Below are 14,092 nucleotides of genomic sequence, written 5' to 3' on the forward strand. Positions count from 1 at the left end.
TCCGTCCCGTCTGTCATCGCCTACATTGATGCGCCGCCGAACTTACCCCTTCCCGCGCTCCTCCAGGAACGCGACCAGGTCGCGCCGAACCAGCTCGATATGGTCGACGAGCAGGCGGCACGCCTCCTTCATCGCTCCCGCGCGGCAGAGCCGGATCAGCTCGTTGTGCTCGGCTTGCGCCCGTTCGATCGACGAACTGCGCTGCAATTGTAGTCGCGTATAGCGGTCACTGGTCTGCAGCAGCCCTGAGACGATCGAAAGCGTGCGCGGCTGTGTCGCCCGCGCATAAAGCGCCAGGTGGAAATCAGCGTTGAGCACGCCCCAGCGGCTGATGTCGCCGGCCGTCATGGCCTGCTCGAAGGCGGCTTCCATCCCGGCGACCGCCGCGAAATCCTCTTCCGTCAGTGTTGGCACTGAGCTCGCCAGCAGCCGCGGCTCCAGGAGCTTGCGCAGCTCGAAGACGTCGTTGATCTCGTCCAGCGACAGCCCCGAGACGATCGCGCCCTTGTGCGGCACGATCCTGACGAAACCCTCCGCCTCGAGCTGGAACAGCGCCTCGCGCACCGGGATGCGGCTGACCTCGAAGGCCTGCGCCAGCGCGTCCTGCCGCAATTGCGAGCCGGCCGGATAGCTGCCGTCGAGGATATCCTGGCGCAGGCGATCGACGATCGCCGAGGACAGGGTGCGGTGCTTCAGGGGTGGGGACATTGGTCGACCCTAGCTGATCGCGTTGAGGAAAACCATTGACACGTAGATTTTATACAATCTACAACACGATCAGGGGAAGACAAGAATGAGCAATGAAGCTGTCGCGGCGAAAAGCCGCTCCATGGCCGTGCCGCTGGCGATCGTCGCGCTCTCCGGGCGCCTGCTCCGGGCCGAGCACCGTGCGATCCAGGCGCTGATGTTCCTGCTCGCCGCGCTGATCCTGCTCAACGTGATCACGCGCTACGCCGGCCATCCGATCTACTGGATCGATGAATCCGCTGTTTACAGCGTCGTCTGGCTGACCTTCATCGGCGCTTCCGCGATGACGCGCATGCGGCTCGACTTTGCGGTGACCATGCTGACCGAACGCTTCTCCGAGCGCGGTGTCGCGATCTTTCGCATCATCGCAACCCTCGGCGTCATCCTGTTCGGCATCGCGCTCGGCGTGATGTGCTGGCTCTGGCTCGACCCGGTCGGTATCGCGCAGGCGGGCTTCGACGCCAGGGAATATGCCGGCCAGTCCTTCAACTTCATCTACACCGAGCGCACCCAGACGCTGAATTGGCCGACCTGGGTGATCTACCTGATCATGCCGCTCTTCGCGGTGTCGATGACGCTGCACGCGCTGGCGAACCTGTTCGAGGATCTCGACCTCGTCGCCAGGCAGGAGCTGCCGGGCTTTGCCGCCAATGCCGACGGGGTGGTGAACTGATGGCACTCACGATTGGAGCCTTCCTCGGCATCATGCTGGCCGGCGTGCCGATCGCGCTGTGCCTGTGCCTTGGCGCGCTGGTCTACATGGCGGCGACCGGCAACATGCAGCTTCTGCCGAACTATCCGCTGCAGATGTTCGGCGGCGTCGACAGCTACGGGCTGATCGCCATCCCGCTCTTCATCCTGATCGGCGAGATCATGAACGGCGGCGGCATCACCCGCCGCATCGTCGACCTGGCCATGGCCTTCGTCGGCTCGCTCAAGGGCGGGCTCGCCTATGTCAACATCCTCGCCAACATGTTCGTCGCCTCGATCCTCGGCTCGGCCACGGCCCAGGTCGCGATCATGGCGCAGGTCATGGTCCCGGAGATGGAACGCAAGGGCTACGACAAGGACTTCGCCGCCGGCCTGACCGCCTATGGCGGCATGCTCGGGCCGATCATCCCGCCCTCGGTGATGTTCGTGGTCTATGCCGTGCTGGCCCAGGTCTCGGTCAGCGACATGCTGCTGTCTGGCATCGTGCCGGGCGTGCTCCTGACCATCCTGTTCTTCCTCATCATCGCCGCCATGGGGTTCGTCTACAACTACCCGGCCGGCGACAAGCTCTCCCTGCGCGAGCGGGCCAGGATCGTGCTGAAGTCGGCTCCGACGCTGCTGATCCCGATCGTCATCGTCGGCTCGATCCTCGGCGGCTTCGCCAATGCGACGGAGGCGGCAGCCGTCGGCTCGGTCGCAGCGGCGCTGATCGGCCGCTACTGGACCAGGGAACTCAAGTTCGGGCAGATGCCGCAGATGATGCTGCGCGCCGGCGTCTACTCGGCGATCGTGCTCTTCCTCGTCGCGGCCGCTGCCGTGTTCTCCTGGGTACTGGTCTACGGCAAGGTCCCGCAGGCTGTAGCAGCCTCGATCCAGGCGATCGCCAAGGATCCGGTGACTTTCATGCTGCTGGTCAACGTCATCCTGCTGGTCATCGGCACGGTGATCGACGGCATTCCCGGTCTGATCATGACCGTGCCGATCCTGCTGCCGATCGCGACCGAGGTCTACAATATCGATCCCCGCCATTTTGGCGTCGTGGTGGTGATCAACCTCGTGCTCGGCCTGCTCTCGCCGCCCGTGGGGCTGTGTTTCTTCGTCGCCGCCGCGGTGACGGGAGCCAAGCCGGGCAAGATGTTCCTGGTGACGCTGCCCTTCTTCATCATCTCCTGCGTCCTGCTGGTCCTGCTCTCGATCTACCCATGGCTGTCGCTGGTCCTGGTGAAGTGAGTTCGTTCGTCAACCAATAAGGGGAGTTCCGTCATGACCATTTCACGCCGCCATCTGATCGCTGCCGCTGCCACCCTGCCGATCGCCAAGCCGGCGCTGCTGCTCGCCCAGAGCAGGGAGCTGCGCTTGGGCATCCTCACCCCGAACGGCCATCCCTGGAACGTCGCGGCCGTCAAGGTCGGTGAGCGCCTGAAGGCCGAGACCAATGGCCGGCTCAACCTGACGGTCTTCCACTCCGGCCAGCTCGGCAACGAGGCGGCGATGCTGCAGCAGATGCAGTCCGGCGCGCTCGACATGGGCTGGATCATGGCCGCCGAGCTCGGCTCGCGCGTGCCGGCGATCGGCGCGATCACCGCGCCCTATATCGTCGACTCCACCGCCAAGATCGCCAAGCTGGTGCGCGATCCCGTCGCGATGAAGCTGTTCGACGTGCTGCCGCGCGAGACGGGCTGCGTCGGCATGGCCTGGGGCATCACCGGCATGCGCGCCGTCTTCGCCGCCAAGGAGATCGACGGCGTCGCCGGCCTCAAGGGCATGAAGCTGCGCATTAACCCGACACCGGTCTATCGCGACTTCTACCAGCTGCTCGGCGCCGCCCCGACGCCGATCCCGACGCCGCAGGTCTTCGACGCCATGACCAACGGCCAGGTCGACGGCCTCGAGGCTGATCTGGAGTTCTCCTGGAACCAGCGCTTCGACAAGGTCTCGAAGACCATCCTGCAGATGAACGCGATCTTCATGCCGGTGATCGCGCTCGCCTCGGGCCGCGTCTGGCAGGGTATGCCGGCGGCCGATCGCGAGCTGATCCAGAAGACGGTGCGCGCTGCGCTCGACGAGCAGATCGACGCGCTTGCCATCAACGAGCCCAAGCTCGTCGAGCAGTTCAAGGCGGCCGGCGCCAACTTCAAGCTCGCCAATCCCAAGGACGCCGAAGCGGTCGTCGCCGAGTTCGACAAGATCTGGCTGCCCAAGGCGCCGGTCCTCGCCGACCTGCGCAAGGCCGGCAAGTCGATCTCGGCCTGATCTCAGGCTACAATCAAGGCTGCGGGCGATACGTCCCGCAGCCGCCTTCCTCCCGCGAGCGGACCCCTGCCATGACCAAGAACATCTTCAGCGGTACGATTCCCGCCCTGATGAGCCCCTGCACCGCCTCGGGCGACGTCGATTATGACGAGCTCGTGCGCACCGGCCGCCACCTGATCGACGCCGGTATGTCGGCCGTCGTCTATTGCGGTTCGATGGGCGACTGGCCGCTGCTCACCGACGAGCAGCGCATGGCGGGCGTCGAGGCGCTGGTGAAGGGCGGTATCCCGCTCATCGTCGGCACCGGCGCGCAGAACCCGAAGCGCGCCGCTGCCATCGCAGCCCACGCCAAGAAGGCCGGGGCTCAGGGCCTGATGGTCATCCCGCGCGTGCTCTCGCGTGGCTCCTCGCTGCAGGCCCAGCGCGCCCATTTCGAGGGCATCCTGGCGGCTGCGGTCGATCTGCCGGCGGTGATCTACAACAGCCCCTATTACGGCTACGAGACCAAGGCTGATCTCTTTTTTGCGCTGCATGAGCGTTATCCGCACCTCGTCGGCTTCAAGGAGTTCGGTGGCGGTGCGGCGCTGACCTATGCGGCCGAGCACATCACCAACCGCGATCCCAAGCTGACCCTGATGGTCGGTGTCGATACGCAGGTCACGCACGGCTTCATCCGCTGCGGCGCCGGCGGCGCGATCACCGGCATCGGCAATGCCCTGCCGAAGGAAGTGCTGCACCTCGTCGCGCTCTCGCAGAAGGCCGCCGCCGGCGATCCGCAGGCCGAGCGCGATGCGCTCGAGCTGGAGCGAGCGCTTTATGTGCTGTCGTCCTTCGACGAGGGCGTCGACCTCGTGCTCTACTACAAGCACCTGATGGTGCTGGAGGGGCATAAGGCCTACGAGCGCCACTTCAACGAGGCCGACAAGCTCTCCGACGCCCAGCGCAACTACGTCGAGAGCGAGTGGCGCCGCTTCAAGAGCTGGTACGCCAAGTGGGCAGCGGAAGGCCGGGCCGCAAAGGCGGCGTGAGGCTCAAAGGCGTCATTCTCGGGCGAAGTGCCGGATGAAGAGCGCGGGGAACCCTTCTCCCGAGTGGGAGAAGGGTAGGGATGAGGGCCTGCCCTAACCGCAGAAGGCGCGGCGGCACTGCCTCGTATCAATAATCAGCGGCAGTCCCTCACCCCTGCCCCTCTCCCATCCGGGAGAGGGGTTCTGCGGAGCCTACCCCGGATGCCGCGCATTCCACGTCGCGGCATATTCACTGCACAACCGGTCGAGCTCGGCCCGGTCGGTGACGCCGGCCGGCCGCGCCCGCGAGGGCGAAGCCTGCTGGAACGGCACGGAGCGCTGATGCGCCACCCGCCAGATCCGGCGCAGCTCCGTGAGCGGCTCGGCATGGTCGTCGACCCTGATGTCGAAATTCGGCACCGGCTCGCCTGCCCAGATCCGGATCGCACAGGATTGCCGGCCGCGCTTGTCGCCGCCGGCCTTCTCGCCGGCTTCGAGCGCGACCAGCAGGCGCTCGTCGAAATCGAGGCCCGAGTTCTGGACATAGGCTTTGAGCGTCTCCTGGACGACCTCCGGCCCGGCCAGCATGTTGCCGGCGACCGAGACCTGCGGCCCGTCGACGGCTCCACACCAGTCGATGCAGGCATTGCCGGTATAGGACGCCGTGCGGCCGTCGCGGTCGATCAGGTGCAGTTGCCGGTGCGCTCGGCCTTCATCGGCCGCGGTCATATTGGCGATGATCTCGACCGAGGACCGGCCTTCCTGCAGCAGCTTCAGGCCATCGACGCCGTAGAGCGGGTTGACGAAGGCCTGGGTCGCGATCGCGCCGACGCGGCCGCCGCCATAGGGTACGCGTGCGCCGACGGCGAAGGCACAGGTCGAGACGGCGACGCCAAAGGCGCCGGTCGCGGCATCGCGAGCGACGATGGACCAGGTCATAGGCAGTTCCTCAGCGGCCGGCGGCGTAGGCCTGCATCAGACGTGGCGTCGCCGCGGCGCGCAAGAGGCCGCTGGCGCTCTTCTCGGCCGCGGTCAGCCGCCCGACCGTCCAGGCCGGCGCCGTCTCCAGCTTGTGGCCGCGCCGGACAAGATCGGCCAGGACAGCCTCGCCGACGCTCTCCTCGACCGTGAGATGACCCGGCCGCGCTTCGCGCGGATAGAAGGTCGAGGGGAAATGCTGGGTGTGGAACAGCGGTAGGTCGATCGCCTCCTGCAGGTTGAGCCCGTGATGCACCCGGCGCAGGAACATGCCGAGTTGCCATTGCTCCTGCTGGTCGCCGCCCGGCGTGCCGAAAGCGAGGCGCGGCTGCCCGTTCTCGAAGGCGATGGTCGGGGTCAGCGTCGTGCGCGGGCGCTTGCCGGGTGCGAGCGAGGAGGGCAGGCCCTCTTCGAGGAAGAAGGCTTGGGCGCGCGAGTTGAGCGGGAAGCCGAGCTCGGGGATCACCGGCGAGGATTGCAGCCAGCCGCCCGACGGCGTCGCCGCGACCATGTTCCCCCAGCGGTCGATCACGTCGATATGGACGGTGTCGCCACGCTGCGAGGAGGCGACCATCGAGGCCAGCGTCGGCTCGCCGACGGTCGCGCCACCCTTGGCACCGTGCTGGCCGGCGATCCTGATATTGGCGAGCGCCTGCGCGACCTGGGCTTCGAAGCCGGGCACTGCACCCGGCCTGATTTCCAGCGAAGCCTCGGCGCCGATCAGCTCGCGGCGGCCCCGCGCATAATCCTCCGAGAGCAGCGTCGCCAGCGGCACCTTCACGAAGTCGGGGTCGCCGTAGTAGGCCTCGCGGTCGGCGAAGGCGAGCTTCATCGCTTCGGTGACGTGATGGATGAATTCGGGGCTCGCCGGGCCCATGCTGGCAAGGTCGATGCCTTCGAGGATCTTCAGCGTCTGCAGGAAGACCGGACCCTGGCCCCAGGGGCCGATCTTGAACACCTCCCAGTCGTGATAGGTCACGCTTGCGGGCGCCTCGTAATGCGGCGTCCAGCCGGCCATGTCCTGCGCCGTGAGCAGGCCCTTGTTACGCCGTCCGGTCGAATCCATCGGCGCTTCCGTACGGCAGAAGGCGTCCATCGCCTCGGCGACGAAGCCCTTGTACCAACAGTCATAGGCGGCCTGGATCTGCTTTTGCCGATCGCCACCGGCGGCCTCGGCCTCGGCGAGGATGCGCTTGTAAGTGTTGGCCGCCGCCGGATTGCGGAAGAGCTCGCGACCCTTCGGGACATTGCCGCCAGGCAGGTAGACCGCGCCGGAGGTCGGCCATTCATTGCTGAAGAGATCGGTCAACCCTGCGATCGTGTCGGAGACGCGCGGCAGCATCGGGTGGCCGTTTTCGAAATAGCCGATCGCCGGCTCCAGCACCTCGCGCAGGGGCAAGCGGCCATGATCGCGCAGCATCGTCATCCAGCCGCCGAAGGCGCCGGGGATCACGGTCGAGAGCAGGCCGTCGCCGGGAATGATGTCGATGCCGAGGTCCTTGTAGGCCTTGATCGTCGCCGCCGCCGGCGCCGGTCCCTGGGCGCAGAGCACTTCGACCTTCTTGGTCTCGGCCGAATAGAACACCGCCGGCATGTCGCCGGCCGGGCCGACCAGATGGGGCTCGACCACCTGCAGCACGAAGGCGGCGGCGGCGCAGGCGTCGAAGGCGTTGCCGCCCTTCTCAAGCATGGCCATGCCGGAGGCGGTCGCGAGCCAATGCGTCGAGGTGACGACGCCGAAGGTGCCGAGGATCTCGGGGCGGGTAGTGAACATGGTTGGTTCCCTAGATAGGCAGGTCAGGATTCTTTGGGGTCGAGCGCGTCGCGCAGGCCGTCGCCGAGCAGGTTGAAGCCGAGAACCGCCAGGAAGATGGCGACGCCGGGCGCGACCGACATCCACGGCGCCTGCTCCATGAAGTTCTTGGCGACGTTGAGCATCTGGCCCCAGGACGGGGAGGGCGGCTGCTGGCCGAGGCCGAGGAAGGAGAGGGCGGCTTCGAGCACGATCGCCTGCGCCATGAACAGCGTCGCCTGCACGATGATCGGCGAGAGCGTGTTCGGCGCGACATGGCGGAACAGGATGTAGAGGCTGCCCCCGCCGATGGAGCGGGCGCCGTCGACGAATTCCTCGTTCTTGATCGCGAGTACTTGTCCCCGCACCAGCCTGATCAGGATTGGCGCGAAGGAGAGCCCGATCGCGATCATCGCATTGGTCAGCGACGGGCCGAGCACGGCCGCGAGCGCGATCGCCAGGATCAGGAAGGGGCAGGCGAGGAGCGCCTCGGTGACACGCGAGATCACCGCGTCGATCCAGCCGCCATACCAGCCGGCGATCAGGCCGATCGGCACGCCGACCGCCAGCGCGATCGCGACCGAGATGATGCCTGCCAGCAGCGAGGCCTGTGCGCCGAAGATCAGCCGCGAAACCTGGTCGCGCCCGAGCTCGTCGGTGCCGAACCAATAGAGCTCGGAGGGCGGCTTGCGGATGGCGAGGAAGTTCGACTTCAAGGGATCGGCGAGCGGCAGCAACGGCGCCAGCAGCGCCATCGCGACGAAGACCAGCACGATCAGGCCGCCGATCCGGGCCGAGCGGCTGCGCATCAGCTTGCGGAAGGAGCCGCGGCCCTGAAGGGTCGCCCCGGTGGCGCGGACGGTCATGGCGCCCATCAGCTGTCCCTCAGGCGCGGATTGACGAGGATGTAGAGGACATCCGCGAGGAGGTTCATGATGATGAAGCCGATCGCGGTGCAGAGCACCACGCCCTGGACGACGCCGTAGTCGCGGTTGAAGACCGCATCGACGATCAGCTTGCCGAAGCCGGGAATGGTGAAGACCTGCTCGGTCAAAACCGCGCCGGCGAGCAGTTCCCCGAACAGGATCGTCGACAGGGTGATGATCGGCACCAGCGCGTTGCGCAGCGCGTGCCGGTTGATGACCGCATCCTCAGCCAGCCCCTTGGCGCGCGCGGTGCGGACATAGTCGGACTGAAGCACTTCGAGCATGGCCGAGCGGGTATGGCGCATCAGCGAGGCCGCGAGCCCGCCGCCGAGCACGAAGGCCGGCATGATCAGGCGCTCGATCGCGGCGCGCGGGTCGCTGAAGATCGATTCGAAGCCCGAGGCCGGCAGCCAGCGCAATTCGACCGAGACCAGCAGGATCAGCATGATCCCGAGCCAGAAATGCGGGACTGAGAGGCCGAACAGCGCGACCGCGCTCGCCGAATAGTCGGCGAGGGTATCCTTGCGCCGCGCCGCGATGATGCCAGCGGGAATGCCGATGCCGACAGCGATGAGCATCGAAGCGACCGCCAGCTGGAAGGTGACGCCGAGCTTCTGCACGATCAGCCCGAGCACCGGCTCGCCGGTGCGCAGCGAACGGCCGAAATCGCCCTGGATCACCTGGCCGAGCCAGGCGAAGAACTGCACCACGATCGGGTCGTCCATCCGGTAGATCTCGCGCAGGCGCGCGATCACCTCGGGGTCGCGCTCCTCGCCGGCGATCACCAGGAACGGATCGCCGGGCAGCGCCCGCTGCAGGGCAAACACGAACAGCGACACCAGGAACAGCGTCGGGATCGCGATCACGAGGCGGCGGCCGATCAGGGCGAGCATGGCTGCCGATCGCTGTCGTGGGCCGGGGAGGGCGCTTCTCTCCCCCCTTGTGGGGGAGAGATAGAGAGGGGGGTAGTCAGCCGCGCGGCTGATCGCGCTGCACGCACCGCTCGCCAGGATTTAGAGCGCGGGAGCGTTGCATGCCCCCCTCCCCAACCCTCCCCCACAAGGGGGGAGAGAGTAGGGCGGTGGCGCCCGCGCCAGCCGGAATGCGTGATCACGACCGCTTCAGTCCCGAGAGCCGGATCATCCCGTCGGGATTGATCACGAAGCCCTGAAGATTAGAGCGCAGCGCGAAGAAGACGGTCTGGTTGTAGAGATAGACGATCGGCAGCTCGTCCTGGAGCATCTTCTGGGCGGCGTCGTAGCGCTTCTTGCGCTCGGCGACGTCGTAGATCGTGCGGGCCTCGTCGAGCAGCTTGTCGACCTCGGCGTTGGAATACTTGCCGTCGTTCTGGTTGCCCTTGCTGGTGACGAACTGATGGATGTTGCCATCCGGGTCGATGCGGCCGGACCAGCCGATCCGGCTCATCTGGAACTTGCCCTGCTGCTGGTCGCGCAACTGGCTGGCGAACTCGGTCGAGCGGATCTGGACGTCGATGCCGACCTCCTGCGCCATCGCCTGGATGACCTGGCCGAGCTGGGCGTCGACGGGGTTGTTGGTGACGAAGAGATCGACACTGACCTTGGCGACCCCGGCCTCCTTCAGCAGCGCCTTGGCCTTGGCGACGTCGCGCGCCGGCACGGGGAAGGCGGCAGAGAGATACTGGTTGCCGGGATTGAAGGGCTGGATCATCGGCTCATAGAGCCCTTCGAACACGACCTGGCTCAGCACTTTGCGGTCGATGGCGAGCGACAGTGCCTGTCGTACCCGCTTGTCCTTGCCCATGGGCTGATTGGCGGCGTCGCCATGGCCGGTGTTGATGGTGATGCCCTGATAGCCGAGATTGGCAGTGCTCTCGATCTTGAGGCTCTTGTCGGCCTTGGCCGACTTCACATCGGTCGGCGCCAGCCGCTCCAGCATGTCGAGTTCGCCGGCGCGTAAGTTGGCGAGGCGGACGGTGGTGTCGGGAATGGCGCGGTAGACGATGCGGTCGAACTGGTAGTTCGCCGCCTCCCAGTGCCCCTTGAACTTCTCCAGCACGATCCGGTCGTTCTGGACGCGCTCGACGAACTGGTAGGGGCCGGAGCAGATCGGCTTGGCGGTGATGTCGGGGCCGAGGCTCTTCGGCGACAGCATCATACCGGCGCGGTCGGTGAGCTGCGCGAGCAGCGTCGCATCGGGGCGCTTCAGCTTGAAGACGAGGGTCGCCGGATCGGGGGCGCTGACGCTCTCGACCGAGGCGAGCTCCGATTTGCGCAGCGAATCCGGCAGCGTCATCGCCCGCTCGAGATTGGCCTTGGCCGCCTCGGCGTTGAAGGTCTCGCCGTCATGGAACTTGGCGTCGGTCCTGAGCTTCATCGTCAGCGTCAGCCCGTCGCCTGAGAACGACCATTCGGTCGCGAGCCGCGGGGTGATCTTCAACTCCGGGTCGATGTCGACGAGACGGTCGCACAGGCCCATGAAGACGATGCGGCCGACGAAGGTCCGGGCCTTGTGCGGGTCGAGCATATCGGGATCTTCCTGGAGCCCGATCCGCAAGGTCGATGGCGACTGGGCCTGGACCGGAAGTGCGGCGAGGCCGAGCAAGGTGGCCGACGCCAGCAGAACGATACGTTTCATGGCTGTTCCCCTGTTTGTTTTGCTTTGATAGTGGCCCGCTGACCGGTGCGGCCTCGCTCTTCGGCGATTCTGGCAGCCCCGCGGGTCATTCCTGACTTGGTCCCATTCGGTACCAAGTTGGCGCATTTCGAGGTGATCGTCGATAGGCTCGTCTTGTCTCCGCCGAGCGTTGGCTGAAACATTCCACGCCAGCGCGATTGGTGCAATGGATACAGTATGACGAGCGCGCTCCCGGCACCCGCATGGCAGCGGCGCGATCGGGCTCTGTCGCCGTCCGCTTCGATTCTGGTATGCAAAATTTGCCGGACGCTGCCCGCATGCTTGTGAGGCACGTCCAACGGAAAGGTCGAACGATGCTGCTGGGTGTGATTGCCGACGACATGACGGGCGCGACCGACGTCGCCCTGATGCTGAACCGCGCCGGTATGCGCACGGTCCAGGTCATCGGAGCGCCTGCTGCCGGCGCAAAACTGCCCGAGGCCGATGCCGTCGTCGTCGCGTTGAAGTCGCGCACCAACCCCGTCGCCGAAGCTGTGGAGGATTCGCTCGCGGCCTGCGAGGCGCTGCTGGCGGCTGGCGCGCGGCAGATCCTGTTCAAATACTGCTCGACCTTCGACTCGACGGCACAGGGCAATATCGGCCCGGTCGCCGATGCGCTGATGCAGCGGCTCAATGCTCATCAGGCCATCGTCTGCCCCGCCTTCCCGGCGAATGGCCGCTCGATCTTCCAGGGCTATCTCTTCGTCGGCGAGGTGCCGCTGCACGAGAGCTCGATGAAGGACCACCCGCTGACGCCGATGCGGGATTCCAACCTGATGCGGCTGATGGCTGCGCAGACCGGGCAGAAGGTGGGGCTCGCCTCCTACGCGGCCGTCAACCAGGGGGCCGCTGCCGTCCGCAAGCGTCTGGCCGAGCTGGCGGCCGACGGCGTACGCTACGTCGTCACCGACGCGCTCGACAATGGCCATCTGACGGTGCTCGGCGAGGCCATTTCGGACCATGTCCTGCTCACCGGCGGCTCCGGCATCGCCATGGGCCTGCCCGAGAACTTCCGCAAGGCGGGGCTGCTGCCCTGGCGCGAGACCGCGACGCACCTCTCCGCACCGGCCGGCCGCGCCGGCATCATCTCCGGCAGCTGCTCGGCGGCGACGCGCGGTCAGATCAAGGCGGCCCTGGCCGCTGGCGTCCCGGCGCTGAAGGTCGATCCTCTGGCGCTCGCCGACGGCAGCCAGACCGCGAAGGACCTGGCGGATTGGGCATTGGCGCAGCAGGCCGACAAGCCCTTCCTCGTCTACTCCAGCGATGACCCGGCCGAGGTCGCGGCGGTGCAGGATAAGCTCGGCCGCGACCAGGCCGGCGAGACCGTCGAGCATGCCTTTGCCGAAGCCGCGCGGCTTCTCAACGCCGGCGGCATCACCCACCTGCTCGTGGCCGGTGGCGAGACCTCCGGCGCGGTCGTGCAGGGGCTTGCCATCCGCACGCTGGAGATCGGCCCCGAGATCGATCCCGGCGTGCCCTGGACCCGCGTCGTCGACGGGCCGGACATGGTGGTGGCGTTGAAGTCGGGGAATTTCGGCGCGCCCGATTTTTTCCTCAAGGCGTGGGACCTGTTGAAGTAGCGCGATCGTGTCGCGGCGCTGCGCGTTTGCACTGCGGCAAACTCGTATAGGATGGCGCTGATTGCAGGCCTTTGGGGGTTCAGATGGCGTTTCTTGGCGATCTCCTGACCAGCGTCGCCGATCGCGGCCGGGCGCTGATCAATTTCGAGCGTTTCGCCTCGAACCGCCGGCGGCCGCTCGACAAGCTCTGCGAGGACCTGCTCTCGGGGCGCGGCGAGGCGTCCGGCATGGCGCTGGCGCAGGCCGTGCTCGATGAGTGGGAACGGCTCGACGAGGCCGGGCGACTGGGCTTCTTCCGCCTGCTGCAGGAGCATTTTGGGCCCGATCGCGAGCGGCTCGACGCCGCGCTGGAGCGCTATCGCGACTATCCCGACGCCGAGGCGATCGGCCAACTCCATCTCGCCTCCGAGCCGCGCCGGCAGGAGCTGTTCCGCCGCCTCAACCTCGCGCCCGGCGGTACCCATGTGCTGGTGCGCATGCGGGAAACCATGTTCGAGGCGATGAAGCAGGAGCCGGAGCTTTCGGCTGTTGATGCCGATTTCCGCCACCTGTTCGCGTCCTGGTTCAACCGCGGCTTCCTGGTGCTGCGCCGCATCGACTGGACGACACCGGCGAACGTGCTGGAGAAGATCATCCGCTACGAGGCGGTCCACGCCATCAAGGACTGGGACGATCTGCGCCGCCGGCTCGAACCGGCCGACCGGCGCTGCTTTGCCTTCTTCCACCCGCAACTCGTCGACGAGCCGCTGATCTTCGTCGAGGTCGCACTGACCCGCGAAAACCCGAGCCGCATCGTTGATGTGCTGAGCGAGGAACGCGAGGTCCTGCCGGCCTCCTCCGCCACCACGGCGGTGTTCTATTCGATCTCGAACTGCCAGGAGGGGCTGCGCGGCATCTCCTTCGGCAATTTCCTGATCAAGCAGGTCGCCGAGGACCTGAAGCGGGAGCTGCCGGGGCTTGACGTCTTCGTCACGCTCTCGCCGGTGCCAGGCTTTGCCCGCTGGCTTGGACCGGCGCTGGCGGAGCCGGCCGAGCTCGGCCTGACCAACGAGGAAGCCGCATTGCTGATGCAGGCGCCGGCCGAGGTCGTGGCGCTCGACGAGGTGACCGAAGCCCGTCGCGACAAGCTGCTCGGGCAGATGCTGGCGCATTACATGCTGCGAGCCCGGACCTCGTCGGGCCGCGTGATCGACCCGGTCGCCCGCTTTCATCTCGGCAATGGCGCGCGGCTGGAGCGCATCAATGTCGGCGGCAACCTCTCCGACCGGGGGCAGCGCGAGTCCCACGGCGTGATGGTCAATTACCGCTATGAGCTCGACGACATCGAGGTCAATCACGAAGCCTTCGCCAGCCGCAACACCGTGGTCGCCTCGTCCTCGGTCAAGAAGCTGCTGCGGCCGGCCAAGCACTGAACAACACACCACGGAAATGCCTGAAAGGACC

General features: G+C 66.6%; 12 protein-coding genes. 6 read left to right on the forward strand and 6 right to left on the reverse strand.

The annotated features are described in order from the left end of the window. Window positions 1-42: 42 nt before the first annotated feature. Window positions 43-708: a GntR family transcriptional regulator gene (locus ACSQ3M_RS22260; RefSeq protein WP_436152262.1), complete on the reverse strand. Its 666-nt coding sequence runs from the start codon at window positions 706-708 to the stop codon at window positions 43-45. A gap of 85 nt (window positions 709-793) precedes the next feature. Here ACSQ3M_RS22260 and ACSQ3M_RS22265 point away from each other — a divergent pair, with 85 nt between their 5' ends. The 4 genes from ACSQ3M_RS22265 (at window position 794) to ACSQ3M_RS22280 (ending at window position 4,739) form a co-directional block, all read left to right on the forward strand. After that, entirely contained in the window at window positions 794-1,420 is a 627-nt protein-coding gene (locus tag ACSQ3M_RS22265) for a TRAP transporter small permease (protein ID WP_436152263.1), read from the forward strand. Then, window positions 1,420-2,688 carry a TRAP transporter large permease gene (locus ACSQ3M_RS22270; protein ID WP_436152264.1) on the forward strand — a complete coding sequence of 423 codons (1,269 nt, stop codon included), beginning with the start codon at window positions 1,420-1,422 and terminating at the stop codon, window positions 2,686-2,688. Before ACSQ3M_RS22265 ends, ACSQ3M_RS22270 begins: the two co-directional genes overlap by 1 nt. Before the next feature lie 33 nt (window positions 2,689-2,721). After that, window positions 2,722-3,711: a TRAP transporter substrate-binding protein gene (locus tag ACSQ3M_RS22275; RefSeq protein WP_436152265.1), complete on the forward strand. Its 990-nt coding sequence runs from the start codon at window positions 2,722-2,724 to the stop codon at window positions 3,709-3,711. Between the two features lie 71 nt (window positions 3,712-3,782). Next, window positions 3,783-4,739: a dihydrodipicolinate synthase family protein gene (locus tag ACSQ3M_RS22280; RefSeq protein ID WP_436152266.1), complete on the forward strand. Its 957-nt coding sequence runs from the start codon at window positions 3,783-3,785 to the stop codon at window positions 4,737-4,739. A 192-nt stretch (window positions 4,740-4,931) separates the two neighbouring features. On the opposite strand, the gene ACSQ3M_RS22285 is transcribed toward ACSQ3M_RS22280, so the two are convergent. The 5 genes from ACSQ3M_RS22285 to ACSQ3M_RS22305 form a co-directional block, all read right to left on the reverse strand. Beyond that, window positions 4,932-5,657 carry a DUF1028 domain-containing protein gene (locus ACSQ3M_RS22285; RefSeq protein ID WP_436152267.1) on the reverse strand — a complete coding sequence of 242 codons (726 nt, stop codon included), beginning with the start codon at window positions 5,655-5,657 and terminating at the stop codon, window positions 4,932-4,934. Window positions 5,658-5,667: 10 nt separating this feature from the next. Beyond that, window positions 5,668-7,470 carry a gamma-glutamyltransferase family protein gene (locus ACSQ3M_RS22290; RefSeq protein ID WP_436152268.1) on the reverse strand — a complete coding sequence of 601 codons (1,803 nt, stop codon included), beginning with the start codon at window positions 7,468-7,470 and terminating at the stop codon, window positions 5,668-5,670. A gap of 23 nt (window positions 7,471-7,493) precedes the next feature. Continuing rightward, window positions 7,494-8,354 carry an ABC transporter permease gene (locus ACSQ3M_RS22295; RefSeq protein WP_436152546.1) on the reverse strand — a complete coding sequence of 287 codons (861 nt, stop codon included), beginning with the start codon at window positions 8,352-8,354 and terminating at the stop codon, window positions 7,494-7,496. 8 nt (window positions 8,355-8,362) lie between these two features. Continuing rightward, entirely contained in the window at window positions 8,363-9,307 is a 945-nt protein-coding gene (locus ACSQ3M_RS22300; RefSeq protein ID WP_436152269.1) for an ABC transporter permease, read from the reverse strand. A gap of 217 nt (window positions 9,308-9,524) precedes the next feature. Next, entirely contained in the window at window positions 9,525-11,030 is a 1,506-nt protein-coding gene (locus ACSQ3M_RS22305) for an ABC transporter substrate-binding protein (protein ID WP_436152270.1), read from the reverse strand. 353 nt (window positions 11,031-11,383) lie between these two features. Here ACSQ3M_RS22305 and otnK point away from each other — a divergent pair, with 353 nt between their 5' ends. After that, the gene (otnK, locus tag ACSQ3M_RS22310; protein ID WP_436152271.1) at window positions 11,384-12,649 is read left to right on the forward strand and encodes a 3-oxo-tetronate kinase; all 1,266 of its coding nucleotides are present in this window, start codon (window positions 11,384-11,386) and stop codon (window positions 12,647-12,649) included. A gap of 83 nt (window positions 12,650-12,732) precedes the next feature. After that, entirely contained in the window at window positions 12,733-14,061 is a 1,329-nt protein-coding gene (locus tag ACSQ3M_RS22315) for a malonyl-CoA decarboxylase (protein WP_436152272.1), read from the forward strand. Window positions 14,062-14,092 lie beyond the last annotated feature (31 nt).

It is taken from the genome of Allobosea sp. LjRoot90, from assembly GCF_964254315.1.
GTDB lineage: Bacteria > Pseudomonadota > Alphaproteobacteria > Rhizobiales > Beijerinckiaceae > Allobosea.